18 protein-coding genes are annotated in these 23,525 nt (G+C 72.5%); 9 read left to right on the top strand and 9 right to left on the bottom strand.

The features are described 5' to 3' along the window. Positions 1-32: 32 nt before the first annotated feature. Entirely contained in the window at positions 33-839 is an 807-nt protein-coding gene (locus ACF1A1_RS13740) for a nuclease-related domain-containing protein (RefSeq protein ID WP_391999668.1), read from the top strand. A gap of 196 nt (positions 840-1,035) precedes the next feature. Here ACF1A1_RS13740 and ligD read toward each other — a convergent pair whose 3' ends face one another. Then, positions 1,036-1,917 carry a non-homologous end-joining DNA ligase gene (gene ligD / locus ACF1A1_RS13735; RefSeq protein WP_391999666.1) on the bottom strand — a complete coding sequence of 294 codons (882 nt, stop codon included), beginning with the start codon at positions 1,915-1,917 and terminating at the stop codon, positions 1,036-1,038. Positions 1,918-2,014: 97 nt separating this feature from the next. Between ligD and ACF1A1_RS13730 the strand changes: the two genes are divergently transcribed. After that, positions 2,015-3,076: a Ku protein gene (locus tag ACF1A1_RS13730; RefSeq protein WP_391999665.1), complete on the top strand. Its 1,062-nt coding sequence runs from the start codon at positions 2,015-2,017 to the stop codon at positions 3,074-3,076. Between the two features lie 94 nt (positions 3,077-3,170). On the opposite strand, the gene ACF1A1_RS13725 is transcribed toward ACF1A1_RS13730, so the two are convergent. Both ACF1A1_RS13725 and ACF1A1_RS13720 read right to left on the bottom strand, forming a co-directional pair. Further along, positions 3,171-4,508, bottom strand: a complete 1,338-nt coding sequence (locus ACF1A1_RS13725) for an acyltransferase (protein WP_391999664.1) — start codon at positions 4,506-4,508, stop codon at positions 3,171-3,173. A gap of 169 nt (positions 4,509-4,677) precedes the next feature. Further along, the gene (locus ACF1A1_RS13720; protein WP_391999663.1) at positions 4,678-6,327 is read right to left on the bottom strand and encodes a hypothetical protein; all 1,650 of its coding nucleotides are present in this window, start codon (positions 6,325-6,327) and stop codon (positions 4,678-4,680) included. A gap of 400 nt (positions 6,328-6,727) precedes the next feature. On the opposite strand from ACF1A1_RS13720, the gene ACF1A1_RS13715 reads away from it, so the two are divergent. The 4 genes from ACF1A1_RS13715 (at position 6,728) to ACF1A1_RS13700 (ending at position 13,917) form a co-directional block, all read left to right on the top strand. Then, on the top strand, positions 6,728-7,915 hold the full coding sequence (locus ACF1A1_RS13715) for an MFS transporter (protein WP_391999661.1): 1,188 nt from the start codon (positions 6,728-6,730) through the stop codon (positions 7,913-7,915). 457 nt (positions 7,916-8,372) lie between these two features. Further along, a complete protein-coding gene (locus ACF1A1_RS13710; RefSeq protein WP_391999660.1) occupies positions 8,373-10,160 on the top strand; it encodes a glycoside hydrolase family 35 protein in 1,788 nt (595 codons plus the stop codon). Further along, positions 10,160-12,733 carry a beta-galactosidase gene (locus ACF1A1_RS13705; RefSeq protein ID WP_391999659.1) on the top strand — a complete coding sequence of 858 codons (2,574 nt, stop codon included), beginning with the start codon at positions 10,160-10,162 and terminating at the stop codon, positions 12,731-12,733. The genes ACF1A1_RS13710 and ACF1A1_RS13705 overlap by 1 nt, the downstream gene beginning before the upstream one ends. 101 nt (positions 12,734-12,834) lie before the next feature. Further along, positions 12,835-13,917 carry a LacI family DNA-binding transcriptional regulator gene (locus tag ACF1A1_RS13700; protein ID WP_391999657.1) on the top strand — a complete coding sequence of 361 codons (1,083 nt, stop codon included), beginning with the start codon at positions 12,835-12,837 and terminating at the stop codon, positions 13,915-13,917. Positions 13,918-14,023: 106 nt separating this feature from the next. Here ACF1A1_RS13700 and ACF1A1_RS13695 read toward each other — a convergent pair whose 3' ends face one another. From ACF1A1_RS13695 to ACF1A1_RS13675, 5 genes are all read right to left on the bottom strand, one after another. Beyond that, a complete protein-coding gene (locus ACF1A1_RS13695; RefSeq protein ID WP_391999655.1) occupies positions 14,024-15,715 on the bottom strand; it encodes a multicopper oxidase family protein in 1,692 nt (563 codons plus the stop codon). 349 nt (positions 15,716-16,064) lie between these two features. After that, a complete protein-coding gene (locus ACF1A1_RS13690; protein WP_391999653.1) occupies positions 16,065-16,838 on the bottom strand; it encodes a DUF899 family protein in 774 nt (257 codons plus the stop codon). Between the two features lie 161 nt (positions 16,839-16,999). Then, positions 17,000-17,482 (bottom strand): hypothetical protein, encoded by a 483-nt coding sequence (locus ACF1A1_RS13685; protein WP_391999651.1) that lies wholly within the window; start codon positions 17,480-17,482, stop codon positions 17,000-17,002. Continuing rightward, positions 17,479-19,251 carry a glycoside hydrolase family 15 protein gene (locus ACF1A1_RS13680; RefSeq protein WP_391999649.1) on the bottom strand — a complete coding sequence of 591 codons (1,773 nt, stop codon included), beginning with the start codon at positions 19,249-19,251 and terminating at the stop codon, positions 17,479-17,481. Before ACF1A1_RS13680 ends, ACF1A1_RS13685 begins: the two co-directional genes overlap by 4 nt. Positions 19,252-19,511: 260 nt before the next feature. Next, positions 19,512-19,949 carry a hypothetical protein gene (locus ACF1A1_RS13675; RefSeq protein WP_391999648.1) on the bottom strand — a complete coding sequence of 146 codons (438 nt, stop codon included), beginning with the start codon at positions 19,947-19,949 and terminating at the stop codon, positions 19,512-19,514. Positions 19,950-20,033: 84 nt separating this feature from the next. On the opposite strand from ACF1A1_RS13675, the gene ACF1A1_RS13670 reads away from it, so the two are divergent. From ACF1A1_RS13670 to ACF1A1_RS13660, 3 genes are all read left to right on the top strand, one after another. After that, positions 20,034-20,780 (top strand): helix-turn-helix transcriptional regulator, encoded by a 747-nt coding sequence (locus ACF1A1_RS13670; RefSeq protein ID WP_392000184.1) that lies wholly within the window; start codon positions 20,034-20,036, stop codon positions 20,778-20,780. 487 nt (positions 20,781-21,267) lie between these two features. Then, positions 21,268-22,545 (top strand): MFS transporter, encoded by a 1,278-nt coding sequence (locus ACF1A1_RS13665; protein ID WP_391999647.1) that lies wholly within the window; start codon positions 21,268-21,270, stop codon positions 22,543-22,545. Positions 22,546-22,874: 329 nt separating this feature from the next. Beyond that, entirely contained in the window at positions 22,875-23,015 is a 141-nt protein-coding gene (locus ACF1A1_RS13660) for a hypothetical protein (RefSeq protein WP_391999645.1), read from the top strand. Positions 23,016-23,041: 26 nt separating this feature from the next. Here ACF1A1_RS13660 and ACF1A1_RS13655 read toward each other — a convergent pair whose 3' ends face one another. Further along, a complete protein-coding gene (locus ACF1A1_RS13655; RefSeq protein ID WP_391999644.1) occupies positions 23,042-23,233 on the bottom strand; it encodes a hypothetical protein in 192 nt (63 codons plus the stop codon). Positions 23,234-23,525 lie beyond the last annotated feature (292 nt).

Raw genomic sequence — 23,525 nt, 5'->3', positions numbered from 1 at the left:
CCACCTGTTCCCATGGTCTGGGGTGATGGTGCATGAGCGGACTGCGCGTCATACCGACCTGGCGCCACGGCCAGGAGCGGCTCTACGTCTGCCTGACCGACGGCCGGAACATCGCCTGGTACGACCGTGAGGCCGGCCGGGTCAACGTGCTCGCCGACGACCGCAGGGAGGACGTCCTGGAGGCGCTCGGCCCCTTCCTGACCGGCTCGGTCACGGTGGGCCCGCCCCCGGTCCCCACCCCCGCCGAGCTGGCCCGCCTCGCCCTCCACCCGGACGACGACCTGGCCCCCAACCGCCCCGGCGAGGCCCTGCTGATCGCCCTGGACCGCGACCCCGGCCCCGTGTACCGGCTGCGCCCCGACCCGCGCCGCCGCGCGCTCGAGGCCGAGCAGACGGTCGGCGAGGCCCTGGACCGGCTCGACGGCGCCGGCTGGCACACCCTGCACTCCGTCCCCCTGCCCGGCGGCGACCGCATCCACCACCTGGTCATCGGCCCCGGCGGCCTCTTCGCCGTGCACGCCCTGTACGCCCGCAAGCAGCGGGTCCTCGTCGCCGACCCGACGGTCACCCTCGGCCGCCGTGACGCGTACCCCCTCCTGCGCCGCGTCCGCGCCGACGCCGACCGGGCCGCCTACGCCCTGACCGCCGAGGTCCGTCCGGTGCTCGCCCTGGTGGGCCCGGCGGAGGTACGGATCACCACGCCCCCGCGCGAGGTCCGCGTCCTGCGCGACACGGAGCTGGCCGCGCTGGCCAGGACGGGCGGGCTGCTGAAACCGGCGGACGTGGAGGGGCTGCACGCGATGGCGCGGGACCGCGGGACGTGGGGGTTCGGCGGTTGAGGTCCGGCGGGTGCGGGTCGGCCGGGGTGCGGGTCGGCCGAGGTGGCCGTCCTCGGGGCTGCCGCCGCCGGGCCCCCGTCCGGCCCTGAACGCGCCTGGTCCGCAGGGGCCGGACGGGCTGGACGCCGCCGGCCGGTGGGCCGTGAGGCGGCGGGCGAGCCGGGCCGCGGGGCGGCCGGGGTCCTGCCCCGAATGATCAGGGCAGCACCCCGGCCACCTCCGAGTCGAACAGCGGGGCGAGCAGATCGCCGTAGTCCTGCACGCGCGGCGCGATGTCCTGCGCCCGGAACACCAGCAGCTCCGGCGCCCCGCACTCCTCGACCTCTTCCCAGGTCACCGGCGCCGACACGGTGGGCTCGGGCCGGGCCCGCAGGGTGTAGGGCGCGGCCGTGGTCTTGCGCGCCGCGTTCTGGCTCCAGTCGACGAAGACCTTGCCGGGGCGCAGGCTGCGGGTCATCCGGTGGACGACCCGCCGGGGCATGGCCCGCTCCGCCTCCACCGCCAGCCGCTTGGCGTAGTCCGTGACCCGTTCGGAGGACGACCCGCGCACCGCCGCCAGCAGGTGCAGCCCCTTCGCCCCGGACGTCTTGGCGTACGCCTCGATCCCGTCCGCCGCCAGCCGTTCCCGCAGCCACAGCGCGACCTCGCAGCACTCGACGACGGTCGCGGGGGCGCCGGGGTCGAGGTCGAAGACGAGCCGGTCGGCCCGCTCGGGGTCCTGGATCACCCACTGGGGCGTATGGAACTCGGTGACCAGGTTCGCCGCCCACATCAGGCTCGCCAGATCCTGCACGAGCACCATCCGGGCCGGGCCCTCCGACCGCGGCACCTCGGCGGTCGTGACCCACTCGGGGGTGCCCGGCGGCACGTTCTTGGCGAAGAAGAGCTGCCCGCCGGGCCCGTCCGGGTAGCGCAGGAAGGACAGCGGGCGGTCCCGCAGATGGGGCAGCAGGGCGTCGGCGACCGTCGCGTAGTAGTGCAGCACCTCGGCCTTGGTGAAGCCGGTCGCCGGATACAGCACCTTCTCCAGATTGCTGAGCGCGAGCCGTCGCCCCTCCACCTCTGTAATCGGCGTCATACGATGAGAATCACATGAATCACATGAATTGGGCTGTTGCATCACTTTCTGTCTCTTCGCTCACCTTTGTAGGTGAATGCCCGGAAAGGTGCCGCACGTGCGATCCATCTGGAACGGAGCCATCTCCTTCGGCCTCGTCAGCATCCCGATCAAGCTGGTGAACGCCACCGAGAGCCACTCGATCTCCTTCCGCCAGATCCACACCGAGGACGGCGGTCGCATCCGCTACCGCAAGGTCTGCGAGCTGGAGGACCGCGAGGTGAGCCAGGCGGAGATCGGCAAGGGGTACGAGGACGCGGACGGCACGATCATCCCGATCACCGACGAGGACCTGGCCCATCTGCCGATCCCCACCACGAAGACGATCGAGATCGTCGCCTTCGTGCCGGCCGATCGCATCGACCCGCTCCAGATGGACGCCGCGTACTACCTCCAGGCGGGCGGCGCCCCGGCCGCCAAGCCGTACACCCTGCTGCGGGAGGCGTTGAAGCGCAGCAACAAGGTCGCGATCGCGAAGTACGCGCTGCGGGGGCGGGAGCGGCTGGGCATGCTCCGCGTGGTCGGCGACGCGATCGCCATGCACGGCCTGCTGTGGCCGGACGAGGTCCGCGCCCCCGAGGGCGTCGCCCCCGACACCTCCGTCACCGTCCGCGACAAGGAGCTCGACCTCGCGGACGCCCTGATGGACACCCTCGGCGAGGTCGACCTGGACGACCTCCACGACGAGTACCGGGAGGCAGTCGAGGAGGTCGTCGCCGCGAAGGCGGCCGGCGAGGCGCCCCCCGAGGCCCCCGCCCCCGTGTCCAGCGGCAAGGTGCTGGACCTGATGGCCGCCCTGGAGAAGAGCGTGCGGGCGGCGAAGGAGTCGCGCGGCGAGGAGCCGGCGGCGGAACCGGAGAAGGCGGAGGTCAGATCCCTCCCCCAGAGCACGTCGGCCCGCGCGGCGCCGAAGGAGACGGGCGGGAAGAAGTCGACGGCGGCGAAGAAGACGGCCGCGAAGAAGACCACGACCAAATCGACGGCGAAGTCCGCGCAGAGCACGAAGAAGACGGGGGCGGCGGCGAAGAGCACGGCGAAGAAGACGTCCGCGAAGAAGACGACGGCGGGCAAGCCGACGGGCTCGGCGAAGAAGACGGCGGCCCGGAAACGGTCGGCTTGATCGGGGTGATCGAGGGCCGGGCGGTCCGCAAGGGGAACCCCCGACCGACGGCCCCCGGCCCACGCCTGGACAGCCCGAAGGACGACCGTCCCCCTCAGGCTGCCTCCTCCAGGGACCCCTCGTCCCGGGCGCCCGCCCCGTCCTCGTCCCCCATGTGCCCGGCCGGCCCCCGCCGCCAGACCACGAGCACCAAACCCACCCCCGACGCCACCGCCGGCCACACCGGGAAGCGCCCGTCAGGTGCGAAACCGTGCCCGGCGAAGTACGTCAGCGCCCCGACACTCAGACCGAGTCCGGCCCACAGCGCCCAGGTTCGCCGCAGGCCTGAGGCGTCCGGCCGGGCCCCGACGTCGAGCAGGGCCAGCGCCCGCTCCAGCGGCCACAGCATCCGTACGACCCCCACCAGGACGACCCCGAGCACCAACAGCCACGGCACCCGCCACCCCCACCAGGCCGCCGACCCGAACGCGGGCTGGGGAGCGAGGCCGGTCAGATAGAAGGCGGCGGCGATCACCAGCACCGGCAGCATGTGCCACAGGTACAGGGTCATGCTCGCGGCCCCCGTCATCCGCACCGCCCGCCACACCCGCTCCCGCTCCAGCCACCGCCGCACCGCGGGCGCGACGAGCAGACACAACCCGACCTGGGCCGTCGCCCACGCCAGCATGGCCGCCGACGGCGGGTTGGTGTTGCCGGGGTCCTGCCCGGTCACCAGGATCAGGCTGACGGGGAAGGGCCCGAAACCGACGAGCGCGGCGAACCCGGCCCCGCCGCCCACCGCCAGGACGACCAGCAGCGACCGCCTCCCGCCCACCAGGCCGTCCCGCCAGCAGAAGCCGAGCTGGTAGACAACGCCCCACACGAGCACGTAGTTGAGCGCCCCGACGTACGTCACGTCCGCCGCCACGTCCAGGACGCCGATGACGAGGGCGGCGGCGGCCATCCCCGCCGGGACGCGCGGCCCCCGGCGCCGATGCAGGGCGTGGAGCGCCGGCGTCAGGGCGCTGAGCAGCAGGTAGACCGGCAGGAACCAGAACTGCATGGCCATGGCCCAGCCCACCAGCGCCAGCGTGAACGGATCCACACCGAGCGCGGAACACACCCCGACGGCCGTGAGCACGAGCCCGCTGTAGACACCGGCCGGCAGCAACAGCCGTACCGCCCGCTGCCCCACCCACCCGGCGGCCGTCCCCCCGCCGGCCCGTGCCCGCGCCCAGGACCCTGCCGCCGCATACCCGCCGGCGAGAAAGAAGAGCGGCATGATCTGAAAGCCGAGCGTCAGCCACTGCGTCCACGGAACCGTCGCCAGCAGCTCCGGCGCGCCGATCTCCCCGTCCGGACGCCGCACCAGCCCGGTGATCAGCCAGTGCCCGAGCATCACCAGCAGGATCGCCCACGCACGCAGGAAGTCGACATACCGGTCCCGTCTCATGCCCGGCATGCTTCCGCACCCTCAACTCCCGTACGCCGCGAAGCCCTTGTCGCAACCAAGCCGTGGCCGTCACGACACCTGCCCGTCCACCGCGGGGCGGAGATTCCCGACTTCGCGTCACCGAGCGCGTTCGGCCGGTTCTCCTCTGGAACCGGCGTGGGGTGATCGTTCAGGTCTTCGTGTTGGTGGGGTGCGGGCCCAGGTAACCGACGTACACCAGGCCGGTGTTGGGGCCGTCGTCGTAGAAGTAGAGCCGGGGGGCCACCGTGTTGCCGCCGCCGATGCGCAGGTGGGCCTCCATGAACAGTTTCCCGCTCGGGTCGACGCTCTTCGGCACGGGGAACGTGCGTTCGCGGCGCCAGTCGTCGCGGTTGCCGACGGTCTTGGACTCCTTCATCTTGACCTTGCCGGCCGGGAAGGGGTTCTCGCAGTCGTCCGGCAGGTGGGTGCACCAGTGGCGGAAGTCCCCGCCCGCCGTGCCCGCGGCCGAGGCGGCGGCGTACTCGTCGAGGGCGCGGAGGGCGTCCCACGCCACCTCGACCCAGTTGCCCACCGACTGGGCGTCCAGTTCCTTCGTGATCTTCTGGTTGCCGGTGAAGGAGAGGTGGGGGAACTCGCCCATCCGGACGAGGATGTGGGCGAAGGTGGTCGGCTGGTCGGCCGGGACGACGACGGGGAGGTGGGCGAGGCCGTCCTGACCGGCCTTTTCGAGCCTGACCTGGAGGGCCCTCACCTGGCGTTCCGCGGCCTTGAGCTTGGCGTACAGGTCCTGGTTCTCGGCTGCCTGGTCGAACTCCAGCTCTTCCGCGATCTGCAACTGCTGGCGCAGGTCGCGCAGGACGTCCCCGTGGGCGTCCTCTCGCTGCTCCGCCTCGGCGAGCATCTGGGTGAGGGTCTTGTTCTCCGCGCGCAGCTCGTCCAGTCCGGAGTGGTGGGCGGACGGGCGGGGGCGCGTGCGCTGTACGGGGAGGGAGTCCAGGGGCGCGGGGAGGGGCAGACGGAGGGCGAGCTGCTGGGGGAGGGACGCGAGGATCGCCCCCGCGCGCCTGGGGTTCGCCGCGATCGTGGTGCCGGACATCACCAGGTGGCGCTGGGCGTCGGGCTGCCAGGCCGGGTCGACGCCGGGAAGGTAGGTGCGGACGCCTCCGGCGAAGACGGGGTGGTATTCGAGGGTGGCGTTGAAGAGGGCCTGCGCGTCAGGCCTCAGGACGTACATCACGGCAAGGCCGTGGAGGGGCCTGAACGCCGGCTCCACGACCTTCTCGGTCCATGACTCGGCGTCCTGCCCGTAGGGGACGCTGGCGACGACGATCGGGAGTCTGCGGTCCTGGTCGCAGAGTTCCTCGATGACCTCCTCGACGTCATCCTGCTCGATGAACTTCGGGACGGTGCTGACGTCCGAGAGGCCGTCCCTGGCCTCCAGGGCGTCCAGCAGCAGTCGGGCGATGCCGGGGGTGTTGGCCCGGGTGGGCCGGATGTCCGGGGAGACGGGGTGGTGTTCGATGTCCACCTGGAGCCACGTGCGGTGGTCGTCGGCGCGGTGGCCGGCGCGGACCACCAGGGTCGACTGCCATGTGCCCGCGGCGTCGGGACGGGTCTCGCGCAGTCGCCAGCGGGAGTACGAGCCGTGCCGGCCCGCGGCGGCGTCGTGGTCGAGGGTCACGCCCTCGGCTATCTCGTTGCGGCCCTCGTCGAGGGCGGAGGTGTCGTAGTGCTTGATCGCGCCGAGCCAGTGGAGCAGTTGGCGGTCGGCCACGGCCGAGGTGGAGACGAAGTCCTGCGCGGTCGAGACGACCATGCGGTAGTTGCGTGGTTGCATGCGCGGCTGCCTGTGCGGTGTCGTGGGCGGGCGGTGGAGACGCCGAGTACGGTGCGCCGCCCGGTCGTGCGGGGGGCGGGGCGCCGGTGGGGGGTGCTCAGGCGGATGCGTGTGGGGGAGTGAGGAACGTCGGTCTCAGAACGACGGTGAGCCGCGCACTCCCACCACCTCCCCCGCATGCCGGACCGTCGGCCGTGTGACGGTGACCTCGATCATGGGGGCCACTGTAGGGCGGCGCGGACGAGGTGTCAGGGAAACGCCGACGGGCCGTCAGGAACAACGTGCCCCTCCCACCGAAGCCGAGGCGCGCAATCTTGACGCCGCTTATGTTACCGGTAACATCAACGCTCGTCGGAAGTACTGGCGCCCACGTCGCAGTGGGCCGTCCCCGGGAGCCCGCGTGACCGACTCCTCCACGGCGCGTCGCGCCCCCGCCCCGCCCACCGCCCCCGTCTTCACCCCCACCGCCGTGGTGGCCTCCTGCGTCGGCTTCGTCCTCATCGGCGCACTCCAGGCCCTGTACGGCCCGGCGATCCCCGCCCTGCGCGAGGAGTTCGGGCTCTCACCCTCGGCGGCCGGACTCGCCCTGAGCGCCCACTTCGTCGGCGGGGTGGCCGGCGTCCTCCTCTTCGACCGGCTGTACGGCCGGACCGGCAACCGGTGGATCCTCGGCGCGTCGTACCTCCTGATGGCACTCGGCGCCGCAGGCTTCGCGCTCGCACCGAACTGGCCCGCCGCGCTGGCCGCCGCCCTCCTCGCCGGACTCGGCTTCGGCGGCATCGACTACGGCCTCAACCAACTCTTCGCCGTCGGCTTCGGCCACCGCTCCGCCGCCCTGCTGAACATCCTCAACGCCCACTTCGGCGTGGGCGCGATCCTGGGCCCCGCCCTGATCGGCGTGGCCGGCGCCGACCGCTACCCGGCGGTCTTCCTGGCCTTCGCCCTGGCCAACCTCCCCCTCCTCCTCTGCCTGAGGGGCGTACGCGACAGGGCCCCACAGCCGACGGGGACCGAAACGCACACCGGGGCGCTGGGCCGCAGCCTGACCTCCGTCCTGACGGTCTTCGTCACCCTCTACGTCCTGCACGTCGGCATCGAGGCGGGCGTGGGCGGCTGGGAGCCCACCCACCTGGAGACCGTCGGCTACGGCGCCGGCATCGCCGCCACCGCCACCTCCGTCTACTGGCTGATGATGACGGTGGGCCGCTTCCTGGTGGCCCCCCTCGCCCTGCGCTTCTCGGCCCCGGCCATCATCACCGTCTCCTGCGCCGGCATGACCGCCTGCCTCCTGCTGGCCACCATCCCCGCCCTGGCCCCGTACGCCTACGCCGGGGTCGGCCTCTTCATCGCTCCCATCTTCCCGACCGGCCTCCCCTGGCTGCACAGAGCGGCACCCCGAGCCCGCAGGGCCGGCGCCCTGGTCATCGCCGCGTCCATGGTGGGCGGCGTAGCGGCAGGCCCCGCCCTCGGCAAGGTCATCGAATGGTCCGGCATCCACGCCGTACCCCTCCTCCTGGCCACCCTCTCCGCCACCTGCCTGGCAGCCACCCTCTGGCTGACCCGAAGGACCCACCCGACAGCCCCCTGAAAGCACCCAAACCACTCCCACACCCGCACTCGCCCACGGAGCCGAACACTCCCGCCCCCGGAACGCTCCCGCACCCGGAGCACTCCCGCACCCGAAGCGCTCCCGCCCCTGGAACGCTCCCGCACCCGCGAGACGGCGGGAGTGGGTCGTGGCGGTGCGGCGCAGCCCGTCGCTTAGCGCTGCACAGCCAAGTTCCACTTCTGCAGCAGGCAGCCGTACGCCCAACCGGCGACGGGCTCGCCGCACCGCCACGACCCCGGCCCCCCCCCCCCCCCCCCGGGCCCCCCCCCCCCCCCCCCCCCCCCCCCCCCCCCCCCCCCCCCCCCCCCCGCCCCCCCCCCCCCCCCCCCCCCCCCACCCCGACCCACCCACCGCCCGCAGGCGCCCCCGCACCAGCCGCCCCCCCCACACCAGCCACCACACCGCAAACCAGTCCAACCCCAGGAAGGGACACCGCATGCCGGCCCTGACAACAACATCCGACGGCTTCCAACTCCACGGCGCCCCCCTGAGGATCATCTCCGGCGCCCTGCACTACTTCCGCGTCCACCCCGACCAGTGGCCCGACCGCCTCCACAAGGCCCGCCTGATGGGCCTGAACACGGTGGAGACGTACATCCCCTGGAACCTCCACCAGCCCACCCCCGACACCCTCGTCCTGGACGGCCTCCTGGACCTCCCCCGCTTCCTGCGCCTGGCCGCCGCCGAGGGCCTGCACGTCATCCTCCGCCCCGGCCCGTTCATCTGCGCCGAGTGGGACGGCGGTGGCCTGCCCCACTGGCTCACCGCGGACCCCGCCAACGCCGACATCCGCCTCCGCAGCAGCGACCCCCGCTTCACCGACGCGGTCGACCGCTACCTCGACCTCCTCCTGCCTCCGCTCCTGCCCCACATGGCCGCGTCCGGCGGCCCCGTCATCGCCGTACAGGTGGAGAACGAGTACGGCGCCTACGGCGACGACACCGCCTACCTCAAGCACCTGGAGCAGTCCCTGCGCGGCCGAGGGGTGGAGGAACTCCTCTTCACCTGCGACCAGGCCGACCCCACCCACCTCGCGAACGGCAGCCTGCCCGGCGTCCTCACCACCGCCACCTTCGGCAGCCGCATCGACGGCTCCCTGGAGCGCCTGCGCGCGCACCAGCCCGAGGGCCCGCTGATGTGCGCGGAGTTCTGGATCGGCTGGTTCGACCACTGGGGCGGCCCGCACCACGGCCGGGACGCCGCCGACGCGGCCGCCGACCTGGACCGGCTGCTCGCCGCGGGCGCCTCCGTCAACATCTACATGTTCCACGGCGGCACCAACTTCGGCTTCACCAACGGCGCCAACCACCACCACACCTACGCCCCCACCATCACCTCCTACGACTACGACGCCCCGCTCACGGAGAGCGGTGACCCGGGCCCGAAGTACCACGCCTTCCGTGAGGTGATCGCCCGCCACGCACCGGTCCCCGACGACCCGGCCCCCGCCCCCGCTCCCAAACTCCCGCCCACCACCGTGGAGCTGACCCGGCGGGCACCCCTCCTCCCGCTCGCCGGCCGCCCCGTCCACTCGACGGCGACCGACACCCCTCTCTCCGCCGACGACCTGGGCCTGCGCGCCGGATACGTCCTCTACCGCACCACCGTCCCTTCCGTCCCCACGGAGGGAACCGGCCTGCTGCACTTCACGGGCGGCGTGGGAGACCGCGCCCAGGTGTTCCTGGACGGCGCCCCCGCGGGCGTCCTCGAACGCGAGCGCCAAGAGGAGACCCTGCCCGTCCACGTACCGCGACCCGGCGCCGTCCTGGACGTCCTCGTCGAGAACATGGGCCGGGTCAACTACGGCCCCCGCATCGGCGCCCGCAAGGGCCTGCTGGGCCCGGTCACCTTCGACGGCACACCCCTGCGCGGCTGGGACGTCCATCCCCTGCCCCTGGACGCCGTACCGGACGAGAAGGAGATCCCCTTCACCCCGGCCGCCACCCCCACCTGCGCCGAACCGGCCTTCCATCACGGCACGTTCGACGTCCTCACCCCCGCCGACACCTTCCTCGCGCTCCCCGGCTGGACCAAGGGCCAGGCCTGGATCAACGGCTTCCACCTGGGCCGCTACTGGAACCGCGGCCCCCAGCGCACCCTCTACGTCCCGGCCCCCGTCCTGCGCTCCGGCAGCAACGACCTGGTCCTCCTCGAACTCCACGCCACCACCACCCCCCGCGCCCACCTCACCGACACCCCCGACCTCGGCCACCGGGAGTCCTGATGCCGCCCCCGACCCACGACCGGAACCACCCCCACCCCAACCACCCCCACCCCAACCACCCCCACCCCCACCACCTACGCGTCCCCCCACCCCCCGCACCCCCACTGACCGGCCACCTCCCCTTCACGGACGCCCCGGGCGTCCCCGACCCCATCGAGGTCACCAGCCGCTGGCTCACCCGCGGCGGCCGCCCGTGGTTCCCGGTCTCCGGCGAGTTCCACTACTCCCGCCTCCCGGCCCGGGAGTGGGAGGAGGAACTGCTGAAGACGAAGGCGGGCGGGGTGACGGCCGTCGCCTCCTACGTCATCTGGATCCACCACGAGGAGACAGAGGGCCGCATCCGCTTCGACGGCGACCGCGACCTGCGCCGCTTCGCCGAGCTGTGCGCCCGCCACGGCCTGGACTTCATCCCCCGCATCGGCCCGTGGTCCCACGCGGAGGTCCGCAACGGCGGCCTGCCCGACTGGGTCCTGGCCCGCACCGCCGCCCCGCGCACCGACGACCCGGCCTACCTGGCCGCCGTACGCCCGTGGTTCGAGGCGATCGCCGACCAACTCCGGGGCCTGGACCGCGCGCACGGCGGTCCGATCGTCGCCATCCAGATCGAGAACGAGCTGTACGACCAGCCCGGCCACCTCCGCACCCTGAAGCGCATGGCCGAGGACGCCGGCCTCAGCGCACCGCTGTGGACGTCGACGGCCTGGGGCGGAGTCCAGCTCCCCGGTGACGAACTGCTCCCGCTGTACGGCGGCTATCCGGAGGCGTTCTGGACGGAGGCGGACGGCGGCTGGCCCGACACCTGCCGCAAGCACTACTTCTTCACCCACCAGCGCGACGACGAGGGCATCGGCGCCGACCTGCGACCGACGACCGTCCGCGGCACCGACCCGCGGGACCACGCCGACCGGTTCCCGTGGGCGACCTGCGAGCTGGGCGGTGGCATGGCGGTCGCCTACCACCGCCGTCCGCGCGTCGACGCCGCCGACATCGGCGCCCTGGGCCTCACCAAGATCGGATGCGGCTCGGTCTGGCAGGGCTACTACATGTTCCACGGAGGCACGAACCCCGTCGGGGAGCTGACCACCCTCCAGGAGTCCCACGCGACGCACTACCCCAACGACCTCCCCGTCCTGACGTACGACTTCCAGGCCCCGCTCGGCGAGTACGGGCAGTACCACCCGTCGTACGACGAACTGCGCCTCCAGCACCTGCTGCTGGCCGACTTCGGCCCGCTCGTCGCCCCCATGTCCTGCGTCCTCCCGGAGGACCGTCCGGACGGCCAGCACGACCGGGCGACCCTGCGCTGGGCCGTCCGCACCGACGGCGTCGCCTCCGGTTTCCTCTTCGTCACCAACCACCAGCCGCACGAGCCGCTCCCGGCCCACCCCGGTACGAGCTTCACGGTCGACTTCCCCGAGGCATCGGCCCTGACCCTGCCCAGCACCCCGGTGACGGTTCCCGCCGGCGCCTACTTCTGCTGGCCCCTGCGCCTGGACGTGGCCGGCCTGCGCCTCGACTGGGCCACGGCCCAGCCGGTGTGCACGGTCGAGATCGGGGACGGAGGCGGGGACGGGAACGGGGACGGAGGCGGGGACGGGAACGGAGGCGGGGACGGCCGTACGGTCCTGGTGCTGGCGGCGACGGACGGCATCGCGCCCGAACTGGCGTTGGACGCGCGGACGGTGCGGTCCGTCCGCACCGGCCGCGGAGACACCGTCAGCACCACCACCGGCGACCGCATCCTGATCACGGGCCTGCGCCCCGGTACGGACGCCTGGGTCGAGGTGGACACGACCGACGGCGGCCGGGTCGCCCTGCTGATCCTGGACGCGGCCACGGCCCGCACCGCCTACCGGGGTGAGGCATGGGGGACCCGACGCCTGATCCTCTGTCCGGACGGCGTCGTGTTCGACGCGGAGGCGAACGAGGTCCGTCTCCACAGCCGCACGACCGGCCCGTCGGTCTCCCTCTCCGTCCTGCCCGCGCCGCAGCGCCCGCCGACGGCATCCGGGGCCACGGTGAAGGAGAGTCAGGACGGCGTCCTGACTCGCTACACACTGCTCCCCGACGCCGCGCCCGACGCCGCACCCGACGAGGCACCCGCGCCCCCGGCCCTCACCCCGCTCCGCCCGGCGGGCCCGCCGCCCGCCCCCGCCACGGGCGTCCTGGACCGGGCGAGCGCCCCAGCGGACGAGCACTACGACACCGCGGCGGCGGTGTACGAGGTGCGGATCCCGCACTCCGCGCCCGGCACCCTCCTGCGTCTGCACTGGACCGGCGACGCGGCCCGCGCGTACGTCGGCGGGAGGCTCGTGGCCGACCAGTTCTTCTCGGGCCGCCCGTGGGACATCGCCCTGGACCGGCTGCCGGCCGGCGAGACCCTCGTGCTGAAGGTGCTGCCGCTCGCCGCCGACGCGCCCGTGTACGTGCCGGCGCGGACCGCACCCGGAGTCGCCGGGAGCGGGCAGGCCCAGACCGGGCAAGCCGAGAGCCGGCAGGCCGAGATGCGGCACGCCGAGATCCGGCACGCCGAGTGGGTCACGCGCCGCACGTGGCGGCTCGGCGCGGCCTGACCTCGGCCCCTCGACCCGCCCGGCCTATCCTGTGGATCCGCCGGGCGGGGCAGTGGCACTGCCTCCGCGGGAGTCCGAGGAATCCGAAGGAAGCACCCACCATGACCCGAAGCGCCGCCGACGGCCCGGCGACCAGGGGACGCAGCAGACGCAACTTCGCGGGCGCCCGCCCGGTCATGGACGACGTGGCGAAGCTCGCCGGCGTCTCCAAGCAGACGGTCTCCCGGGTGCTCAACGACAACCCGTCCGTCCGCGCCGAGACCCGCGAGGCGGTCCGGGCGGCCATGCGCACGCTCGGCTACCGCCCGAGCCGCAGCGCCCGCTCGCTGGCCAGCGGCCGGACGCGGATGCTGGGCGTGATCTCGTTCGACGCGGCCCGCTACGGTCCCGCCTCCACCCTGACCGCCATCAACACGGCGGCCCAGGAGGCCGGTTACCTGGTCAGCTCGATCGCGTTGGACACCGCCGACCGCGCCACGGTCGTCCAGGCGGCCGACCGCCTGTCGGCGGAGGGCGCGGACGGCGTGATCGCGATCGCCCCGCAGCTGTGGGTGGCGAAGGCCCTGGCCGAGGCCCACCTGGACATGCCGCTGGTCGTCATGGACAACGACCTCGGCGACGGCACCCCCGTCGTCACCTCGGACGCCCGCACGGGGGCCCGCGAGGCGACCCGGCACCTCCTCTCCCTCGGCCACGCCACGGTCCGCCACGTCGCCGGCCCCACCGGCTGGACGTCGGCCGACCGCCGCACGGAAGGCTGGCGGGAGACCCTCAAGGCGGCCGGCGCCGGGATCCACGCCCCCCTCGTCGGCGACTGGAGCGCCGACTCCGGCTACGACCTGGGCCGCGAACTGGCGAAGGACCCCGAGGTCACCGCCGTCTTCGTGTCGAACGACCAGATGGCCCTCGGTGTCCTGCGCGCCCTGCACGAGGCGGGGCGCCGCGTCCCGGACGACGTCAGCGTGGTCGGCTACGACGACATCCCGGAGGCCGCCCACTTCCTCCCGCCCCTGACCACGGTCCGCATGGACTTCTCGGACATCGGCACCCGGTCCCTGCGCGTGCTGCTGCACCGCATCGACACCCCCGCGACGCCCCCGCCCCCGCTGACGGTCGTCCCGGCGGAGCTGCGCGTCCGCGACAGCACGTCACGCACCCGCGGCCGCCGGGACCGACCGTCCTGACGCCACCGACCGTCCTGACGCCACCGTCCGCTTGGCGGCACGGCGGCGGTGACGGCCGGGCGCAAGGACGTGAGGTGGCCGGACGGTGGGGGAGCCGGTGCCGCGGTCATCTCCGGTAGCCGAGGATGGTCATCATGCCGGACTCGGAGTGGTACTGGTTGTGGCAGTGGAGCATCCACAGCCCCGGGTTGTCGGCGTCGAAGTCGACGACGAGTTTGCGGTGCGGCAGGACCAGGGCGGTGTCCTTCCGGGCTCCGGCCGCGTCGATGCCGGTGAGGGCGAAGGTGTGGCCGTGCAGGTGCATGGGATGCCACATGTCGGTGGCGTTGATGAGGGTGAGGCGGACCCGTTCGCCCTCTTCGACGGGGTGGCGCTGCTCGACGGAGTAGGGCCGGTGGTCGAAGCTCCAGTCGAAGTTCCCCATGCTCCCGGTCAGCCTGAAGCGCATCTCGCGGTCCGGTTCGCGGTCACCGAAGGCCACGGACTCGTCCGGCACGAGCCGTCTGGCCGGCACCACCCGCCCCTCCAGCTCCTTGGGATGCACGGAGGGCCCGGGCGGCCTCCCGCTGCCGGTACGCAGGACCGCCAGGGCCCGCGCCTGCTTCCCCTCGGCGAGCGCGACCAGCGGGAACACTCCGTCCCCGGCGGTGACGAGCACGTCGTAGCGCTCGGCCATGCCCAGCAGCAGCGCGTCCGTCTCCCGGTGCTCGACCGGGTAGCCGTCCGTGTGGGTCACCGTCATCCGGTGCCCGCCCAGCGCCACCCGGAAGGCCGTGTCGCCCCCGGCGTTGATGATCCGCAGCCGCACCCGGTCCCCGGGACGGCACCGGAAGACGGAGGGGGCGTGCGCCAGCCGTCCGTTGACCAGGTAGTACGGATACCTGACGTGGCCGCCCTCGCTGTGCAGCAGGCGACTGCGCGAGCCGTGCAGCACACGGGAGGGGCCGACGGCCCTGGCGGAGCCCGACGCGTGCGAGCCGGCCGACATGTCGTGCCCGGAACCCCCGTGTCCGCCGTCCTCACCCATGTCGATCGGCACACCCTTGCCCTTGTGCAACTGCGCGAGCACACCGTCCGGCGTGGAGCCGTCGACACCGTCCACCCAGTCGTCCAGGACGACGACCCACTCCTTGTCGTAGGACAACGGCTCCCTGGGGTCCTCGACGATCAGCGGGGCGTACAGGCCGCGGTCGAGCTGCATCCCCGAGTGCGAGTGCAGCCAGTACGTGCCCGGGTGCGCCACGGCGAAGCGGTAGCCGAAGGCCGCTCCCGGCTTGATGGAGGACTGGGTCAGCCCCGGCACCCCGTCCATGTCGCACCGCAGCCGGATCCCGTGCGAGTGCAGCGTCGTCGCTTCCGGCAGATGGTTGACGAGCGTGACATCGAGGACGTCACCCGCCGTGACCCGGACCTCCTTCCCCGGCAGCGTGTCACCGTACGTCCACGACCTGACGGTCCGCCCGCCCAGATCGAGGGACGCCTCGGTGGCGGTCAGCGTGAACTTCCGCAGCGACCCCGACCCACGCGCCCGCTCGGCGGCGAGCACCTCGGGATCGGACGGGTTGACATACCCCTTGGGCCCTCTGGGCACGAAGCCGCTCCCGCCGCGGCCGACGGCCGGGTCGGATGGGCGGGTGCCGGGCCCGGGGCGGGCGCTCGGCCCGGGGTGGGGGGTGGTCCCGGAGTGGGTGTCGGTCCCGGAGCGCGAGCCGGAAGCGACAGAGGCGAGCAGGACTCCCGAACCGGCGGCGGCGAGGATCGAGGCACCGAGCACGGTGCGCCGCGTATATGTGTGCATAACTAAATAAGACATGCCTACTAGTCATATATCGGATAACCGGGGCGGCGCGTCCGGTGAATCCCGCACCTGACGAGACGTCGGCAACGGAGCCGCGGGGGAGCGAGGCCCGCCGCATTCGTCCCACGTCCCATCCCCCGGCGGCCCGGTCTCACCGCGTGGTGATCGACAGCAGCTCGGCGCCGCGGTCCCACGGGCGGCGGGCCGGTTCACGGTCGCGGACCTGTTCGGTGGAGGGCGCCGCCCTGCGCCTCTCGTGGTACTCGCCCGGCAGCCAGGCCCGCGCCCCCTCCCCGGCAGCTCGCCGCGCCGCCGTCGCCGCCGTCGTCGCCGCCGTCGTCGCAGTCGTTCAGCCCGAGCAGCAGCCCGAACTGCCTGTTCCCGCGCCCGTGCCGGTCCGTCCGCCGTGGAGGTCGTCGTCGTGGCCGGCGGCGATCCGCGCCCATTGCGCGGTGGGCCGTCCGTCCTCGCGGAACTGCTGGCCGAGCGTCTCGTACGGCCGCGGCCAGCCGGACGGGGAGTCCTCCCAGGTCTCCTGCCGTCCGTAGACGGTCATGTCGAGGATGCCGTAGGACGGCGCCATGGGTTCGACGCCGCGGCCGGTGGTCCAGTACGTCTCGTAGACGCGGTCCCCCTCGCGGAGGTAACACGCCTTCATGCCGAAATGCCGGCCGGCGACCAGCCGCTCGTGCGACTCGGCCGGTACGGAGTACCAGGGCACGTCCCAGCCCATGAAGCGGCGGTAGCGGTCGGATTCCCCGTAGGGGCCCTGGCAGAAGACGGCGAAGGTGACGTCACGCTGGTGCAGATAGGACAGTTCGCGGACCTGCCCGGTGAAGAAGGTGCAGCCCTCGCACTGCTCGGCGGCCGGGTGGCCGTCGTGCCACATGTGGTACGACACGAACAGCTGGGTGCGGCCCTCGAAGACGTCGATCAGGGGGACGTGCCCCCTGCCTCCGACGAGCGGGGCCGACGGGTCCACCTCGGTCATGGGCAGCCGCCGCCGGGCGGCGGCGATGGCGTCGCCCTCGCGGGTGTGCGCCTTCTCCCGGACGCGCAGGGTGTCGATCGCGGCCAGCCACTCCCGGCGGGAGACGACCGGCGGCTTGTTCACATCAGTCATGGCCGTACTGACCGTGCTGCTCGCGGAAAATCATCGGCGGTGGACCGTCCGCGATCCTCCGGAGCTGCGGGCCGGGGTCCGCAAGGCAGCCCGCACCTTCGCGAGGGGATCCGGATCAGGGAATGCGGCCCGCACCCGCGCGCGGCCCGGCCACGTGGCCCTCACGCCGGCAGGGCGGTGAAGCCTCCGACGATCGCTCCGAAGCCGACATGGGCGAAGACGGTGACCACTGGGGTTCCGGGCCCGTAGTTGCGCATCAGAAAGCCAGGAGGTTCGAGCAGTGCCACGTCGGGGGCGCTGGTCAGGGGGCTGCCCATCCGCGGGTGGACGAGCGGCAGGAGGATGTTGACCAGTGCGGTGCCGGCGAACAGGCCGTGGACGAGTCCGAACAGGGCCCCCAGCCACCAGCCGCTGCGGTCGATGGCGAGGAAGACGGCGAAGTAGACGAACGCGAAGATCTGTCCGTTGAGGAAATGCATCAGGTAGCCGATGGCCTTGGCGCGGGTGCGGTTGACGGTCACCGCCGTGCCGAGCAGGAAGGGCAGGTCCATGCGGGTCAGGCTCAGCTCGCTGGCGGCGCGCAGCGCCGTCGTGAGCGCCAGTGTGCCGACGAAGGCTCCCGCGGCGGTCGCCCACGCGCTCATCGCGATGCGTCCTCGCCTGCCGCGGTGATGGCGCAGGCGGCGCTGATCAGCGCCAGATGGCTCAGTCCCTGGGGAAGGTTCCCCAGGAAGTCGCCGGTGGCGGGGTCGATCTCCTCGCTGTAGAGGCCGACGTCGTTGGCCAGGCCGACCAGCTCGTCCATCAGCTCGGTCGCCTGGGGAAGGCGGCCGGTGCGGGCGAGGGATTCGGCGAGCCAGAAGGAACACGCGAGGAAGGCGCCTTCGCCGCCGGCGAGTCCGTCCTCCCCTGAGTAGCGGTCGACGTAGGGCCCGTGCCGCAGGTGGCGGGCCAGAGTGGTGATCGTGGAGCGCATGCGCCGCTCATCGCCGTATCCGTAGAGGTGTCCCAGCAGGACGGCGGCGTCCAGGTCCTCGCCGTCGGCGGCGCGGACGTAGCTGTCGCGGGCGGACGAGAAGCAGCGGGTCTCGACGAACGCGGTGATCTCGTCGCGCGCGGCGTGCCAGCGGTGCACGTGCCGGTCGGGGACCAGTCCGCGGCGGGCCAGGTCGGCGACGCGGTCGAGCGCCACCCAGCACATCATCTTGGACTGGGTGAAGTGCCGCGGTGGGCTGCGGACCTCCCAGATGCCCGAGTCGGGTCGCTGCCACCTCGTACAGACGAGGTCGGCGAGCTCCGCCAGGCGCCGCGCGACGTCCGCGTCCAGCCGTCCCGTGGCCCGGGCGTACAGCCAGGCGGTCTGCACCAGTTCGCCGTAGGTGTCGAGCTGCACCTGGCCGACCGCGGCGTTGCCGACGCGGACCGGCCCCGAGCCCCGGTAGCCCTCCCAGGGGAGGGTCCTCTCCGGGGTGCGACGGCCGCCGTCCAGCCGGTACAGCACGCTCAGGTCGGGGTGGGTGAGCTGGGAGGCGTGCATCAGCCACCAGAAGTAGGCGTGCGCTTCCGCGGGGCAGCCCAGCCGCAGGAACGCCGCCAACGTGAAGGCGGAGTCGCGCACCCAGGAGAACCGGTAGTCCCAGTTGCGCTCACCGCCGATCTCCTCCGGCAGCGAAGTCGTCGCCGCGGCCGCGACCGCACCGGAGGGGGCATGGACGAGCAGCTTCAGGGCCAGCAGGCTGCGCATCACCGCTTGATGCCACCGCCCGGTGTACAGGCGGTCCTCGGCCCAGCTCCGCCACGCCGCACTCGTGCCGTCCAGGCGCGCCTCGCACTCGGAGCGGGCCGGCAGGACGAGTGGCTCCTGATCGGCGAACGGCATCGCGATCATGGCGCGTCGGCCCCGAGGCAGCTCGAACCGGCCGCTGATCACGTCCCCGTGGCATGCGGGTTCGCCGGCATCCCAGGCGCAGACCGCGAGAGCGCCGCTGCCGGCGGCCGCCACCGGGACACCCGCGCGCCGCACGAGCCGTGTGCGCTGGGTGCCGTAGCCGAAGCGGGGCTCGACGCTCCAGCGCAGCGGCACGGACCCGGACAGCCCGTCGATACGCCGCAGCAGCTCGCGCCTCGGTGTCAGTGCCGTGTCGTCGTGCAGGGTGAGCGCGTCGGTGACCCGCACCGAGCCGGTGCGGGTGAGGAAGGTCGTCTCCAGCACGTTGGTGCCGGGCAGGTAGCGGCGTTCCGTCCGGTAGGGCACCACCGGCTCGAGCCGGAAGCGGCCGCCGCCGGAGGCGTCCAGCACGGCGCCGAACACGGCGGGGGAGTCCAGGTCGGGCAGGCCCAGCCAGTCCACCGACCCGTCACGGGCGACCAGGGCGGCAGTGCGGCCATCGCCGATCACCGCGTACTCGCGCAACGGAACGTAGCCACCGATCCGCGAGCCCCGGACCGACAGGTCAGACCCAGGGCCCGTGCCCGGAGAACCTGCTCCCGGAGACCCTGCTCCCGGAGAACCGCTGAAGGCTCCCATGGCACCACCATCCCACCGGCTTCCGCGCACCGCTCGCGCGTCGCACTGGCACGGCATGCCCGCGAACGGCGACTCGACGCGGCCGAGGCGGGCGAGCTCCCGGACGCTCACCCGCCTTGTCGCCGTCGGCGCGCCGCCGCGGGTCCTCAGCGCGGCTGCCGCTCGCCGTGGTAGCGCTGGGCGAGCCGGGCAAGGGCCACCGCGCCGAGCAGGAGGCCGAAGTCGCGCAGCGCGATGTCGTAGTGGCCGGGGACGGTGAGCAGATTGACGATGATCCCGGCCAGCCATCCGGCCACCAGCCAGCCCCCGAAGCGCGGGGCGAGGGCGACGACGATGCCCGCGACGATCTCGACGACACCGACGGCGTACATGGCGGCCTGGGCGCTGCCCGGAACGACGTCGTTGATCCACGGCGCCAGGTAGGTGGGCCAGTCCACGAGCAGGTTGGTGAACTTGTCCAACCCGAACAGGATCGGCGCCACGGTGAACCCCGTACGCAGGATGACGAACGCCTGGTAGCCGGGGTCGGTGAGCACGGCCCGCCGGGGGGTGGCGGCCGTGGTGGTTGTGCTTGCGGACGACATGACGCCCTTCTCTCTATAGACAACTCTCACTATCGATAGAAGCGCGCCAACGTTCTTTAGTCAATGGCTGTGGGTTTTACACTGGTGTTCGTGGACCACCCGAAGGAAGCACCCAACCCCGACACACCCCATCCCGACACACCTGACCCCGACGCACCCCGCCCCGGCATCTCCGCCGTAGCCGCTCTCGACGAGCCGACCCGCAGGAGGCTCTACGACCACGTCGTGCGCCGGCCGGAGCCGGTGAGCCGCGACGAGGCCGCCGCAGCTCTTGGACTGGCACGCCAGACCGCGGCCTTCCACCTGGACCGTCTGGCCGAAGAATCACTGCTCGACGTGGTCTACGAGCGGCGCAGCGGCCGCACCGGGCCGGGCGCGGGCAGGCCGGCCAAGCTCTACAAGCGCTCCGCCCAGCAGGTCACCGTCAGCCTGCCCGAGCGCCACTACGAGCTGGCCGGACGGCTCCTCGCCCACGCCGTGGAGGAATCCGAGGCCACCGGGGAACCGGCCCGCGCCGTCCTGCACCGCACGGCCCACCACCTCGGCGAACAGCTCGCCGGCGAGCACAGCACGGGTGTCGTCGACCTGCTGGAGCGGTACGGCTTCGAGCCCCGCCATGACGGCGACGCCATCGTGCTGGGCAACTGCCCCTTCCACGCGCTCGCCCGCGAACACACCCAGACGGTCTGCGGCATGAACCTCCACCTACTGCGCGGCGTCCTCCAAGGGCTCGACGAAGCCGGCCTCCAGGCACGCCTGGCCCCCATTCCCGGCCACTGCTGCGTCCGCCTCCAACCGACGTCCCCCCGGCCCGCAGCCGAGACTCCCTGACACGCTTCCACTCGCCGCCCGGCGACCCCGCCCGGACGCCGTCCTTCATCTCACCCGCCAGGTCCTCGGCGCACGATGACGGACGACGAGCAGTGTCCGCGGACGAAGAGCGCCCCGCCGACCGTCGAAGGGGAGTGCCGGTACCGGGTGTTGCTACCGGGTGTTGCTACCGGGTGTTGCAACGAGTGCCCAGCGGCGCGTCACCGAACTACGGCTTCTACCCGCTTGGTTGCGAGAGAGGCGAGCGAGGCCGCTGCCTTTCACGTCGCACCGCCGACGGCTAGGGTTTGGGCGCAGCGAGTCACCCACGAGGAGCTACGACATGGTCGGTTACCCGAGCGCGCGTTGACGCTGTTGGCCGTGACCGGCCTGTCATCGCGTGCTGCCCTTGATGCCGCGGCATAGCGAGCCTTTCCCTGCCTGAACCGTCGGTGCACCTTTCCTGTGCCCGTGGCGGGCCTCGTTGTCGGCAACACAAGGGATTCCCGTGCCGTCCGCTTCCTCCGCTGTATCCGATTCCGGTCGACCTGTTCCGTCAAGCCTGTGGCGGGACGCCGACTTCCGCAGACTCTGGCTGGGCCAGACAGCCTCCCAACTCGGTGAACACGCGACTCTCGTGGTTCTGCCGCTCTTCGCCGTCCTGACGCTCAACGCCAGTGCCGGGCAACTGGGCGTCCTTCGCGCTGTCGGGCAGGCGCCGATCCTGTTGCTCTCGCTCTTCGTCGGCGCGTGGGTGGACAGATGGCGGACCCGCACGACGATGGTGCTCACGGACGTCGGTCGGGCCCTGGCCCTGGGCGCCGCCGCCATCGCCGGCCTCTTCGGCTGGCTCGGCCTGCCCGCCCTGCTCGCGCTCGCCTTCGCCGTCGGGGCACTGTCCGTGTTCTTCGACGTGGCATACCAGGCGTCCCTCGTGCGACTGGTGGAACGCGACCAACTGGTGCGAGGCAACAGCGCGCTCGAGGGCAGCCGGTCCGCGGCGCAGATCGGCGGTCCCGCTCTCGGCGGTGCCTTGGTGTCCCTGCTGTCGGCGCCGCTTGCCGCCGCCTCCAGCGCACTGTTCTTCGCGCTGTCGTTCCTGTCGATCCGGCGGATCCGCCGAGCCGAGTCGGTCCCGGAGCGCCCGGAACACCCCCTTCGGGTCTGGCAACGCATCCATCAGGGCCTGCGTTTCGTCGCCGGCGATACCGTGCTCCGGACCGTGTGCCTGGCCTCGGCCGCCTTCCAGTTCTCCTTCGCGGCCATGACGACCGTGTATCTGCTCTTCCTGCCGCGCGAACTGCACCTGTCGGGCACCGTCGTCGGGCTGGCGCTCACGGCGGCGGGACCGGGCGCGCTCCTGGGCTCCCTGCTGGCCGCCCGCCTGCCGAGCCGGTTCGGTCATGGCGCGGTGCTCGTGTGCGCGGCGGCACTCGGCGACGGCGTGTTCCTGTGTGTGCCCGTGCTGCACGGCTCCTCCGCGGTGACGGTTCCCGCGCTCCTCGCGGTCGGCTTCGTGTTCGGGTTCGGCGGCCAGTTGGTGAATGTCACGGTCATGGCCGTCCGGCAGGCCGTCACCCCGGACGGGATGCAAGGCCGCGCGGCCGGCACCATCACGTTCGTCGGCATGGGACTGACCCCGCTCGGTTCTCTGATCGGCGGATTCCTCGCGGAGGAGTGGGGGCTGCGCACCAGCCTCCTGGCGACGGCCGCAGGCATGATGCTGTCCCCAGCGGTAATGGCGTTGTCCCCACTCGCACGCCTGGGACGCGACCTTCCGGCCTAGCACGACGCGCCATCGACGACCGTCCACCCCCGGCGCTGCCCAGCCACTCCGACGCGGCCGTGCCGTCGCCGCGACCCCCGTGGAGCGGCAGCAGGTCTCGTACATCTCAACTGGTCCAAGGCAGCTCCCTCCGCTCCCCGCGCTACCGGACGGTCCCGGTTGCCCTCCTGGGCTCCCGGACCGCCCCCGCCGAGCCGCTACGCGAAGTCCCTCGACGACCGCCAGGACGTCGCCCCCCCCGTCGAATGACTGAGCTCGTGGGAGAGAACCCCAACCAGGAGCTCCAGCCCGACGACGGCCCCTGATCCCCGACACACGCACCTACGGCAATGGCTGGAACCGTGCGCGCCGAAGCGCCGGCACCCTGGCCGCACAACTCGTGCTGCTCGGCGATCGACGGATTGGTACAGCTCGGCATCGTGCGCCGCGAAGCGGCAGAGCTGCTGGCGAAGCTGATCGCGGCAGGGTGAGGCCGTAAGGGTGAAGGGCGCATGCCTCACGGAGCGTCGGGCGATTCCTCTGCCGCGGGCACACCGCGTCCGATGGTCATGGACCAGCGGACGGAGGAAGGGGCATGGACGGAGACGTTGCCGCTGCGGTCCACTCCTGTCACAGCGATCTGGTTGTAGGTAGTGCTGATCTCGCCGGTGAGGCACTCCAGGGGGAAGGAGACATGAACCGGGGACACCGAAACATTGATCTTCCCTTGGCCCAGACAGCGCACGGCGACGACAAGGGCGTCGCCCTTCTTGCCTTCGACAAATTCGACGTTCGCGTTTCCGCTGGTTGCCCCTTTCCGGCCGGCAAGAGTCTCATCAGCGTCCAGCTCGGGCGGTTGCTGAACGGAAGGCTGAGTCGTTGCTGGTAGCGCGGTCGCAGTTGCTGGGGCCCTGACCCCGAGTCCTGGACACGGGTTATGCGGCTGGTGTCAGCGTAGTTGATGTTGTTTCGGAAGCTGTCTCGTAAGCGATCGGGCTGCG

The organism is Streptomyces sp. NPDC014995, from assembly GCF_043080745.1.
In the GTDB taxonomy this organism is placed as follows: domain Bacteria; phylum Actinomycetota; class Actinomycetes; order Streptomycetales; family Streptomycetaceae; genus Streptomyces.
Note: the sequence above shows the minus strand (reverse complement) of the source record. Positions and strands in the feature narration are given on the sequence as shown.

What these genes read in the sequence shown, in the direction of transcription:
- ACF1A1_RS13705 (WP_391999659.1), top strand. Translation starts at nt 10,160, where the DNA reads ATGCCGCCCCCGACCCACGACCGGAACCACCCCCACCCCAACCACCCC.
- ACF1A1_RS13700 (WP_391999657.1), top strand. Translation starts at nt 12,835, where the DNA reads ATGACCCGAAGCGCCGCCGACGGCCCGGCGACCAGGGGACGCAGCAGA.
- ACF1A1_RS13675 (WP_391999648.1), bottom strand. Translation starts at nt 19,949, where the DNA reads ATGTCGTCCGCAAGCACAACCACCACGGCCGCCACCCCCCGGCGGGCC.
- ACF1A1_RS13740 (WP_391999668.1), top strand. Translation starts at nt 33, where the DNA reads ATGAGCGGACTGCGCGTCATACCGACCTGGCGCCACGGCCAGGAGCGG.
- ACF1A1_RS13725 (WP_391999664.1), bottom strand. Translation starts at nt 4,508, where the DNA reads ATGAGACGGGACCGGTATGTCGACTTCCTGCGTGCGTGGGCGATCCTG.
- ACF1A1_RS13690 (WP_391999653.1), bottom strand. Translation starts at nt 16,838, where the DNA reads ATGACTGATGTGAACAAGCCGCCGGTCGTCTCCCGCCGGGAGTGGCTG.
- ACF1A1_RS13720 (WP_391999663.1), bottom strand. Translation starts at nt 6,327, where the DNA reads ATGCAACCACGCAACTACCGCATGGTCGTCTCGACCGCGCAGGACTTC.
- ACF1A1_RS13710 (WP_391999660.1), top strand. Translation starts at nt 8,373, where the DNA reads ATGCCGGCCCTGACAACAACATCCGACGGCTTCCAACTCCACGGCGCC.
- ACF1A1_RS13660 (WP_391999645.1), top strand. Translation starts at nt 22,875, where the DNA reads ATGGCTGGAACCGTGCGCGCCGAAGCGCCGGCACCCTGGCCGCACAAC.
- ligD (WP_391999666.1), bottom strand. Translation starts at nt 1,917, where the DNA reads ATGACGCCGATTACAGAGGTGGAGGGGCGACGGCTCGCGCTCAGCAAT.
- ACF1A1_RS13685 (WP_391999651.1), bottom strand. Translation starts at nt 17,482, where the DNA reads ATGAGCGCGTGGGCGACCGCCGCGGGAGCCTTCGTCGGCACACTGGCG.
- ACF1A1_RS13695 (WP_391999655.1), bottom strand. Translation starts at nt 15,715, where the DNA reads ATGCACACATATACGCGGCGCACCGTGCTCGGTGCCTCGATCCTCGCC.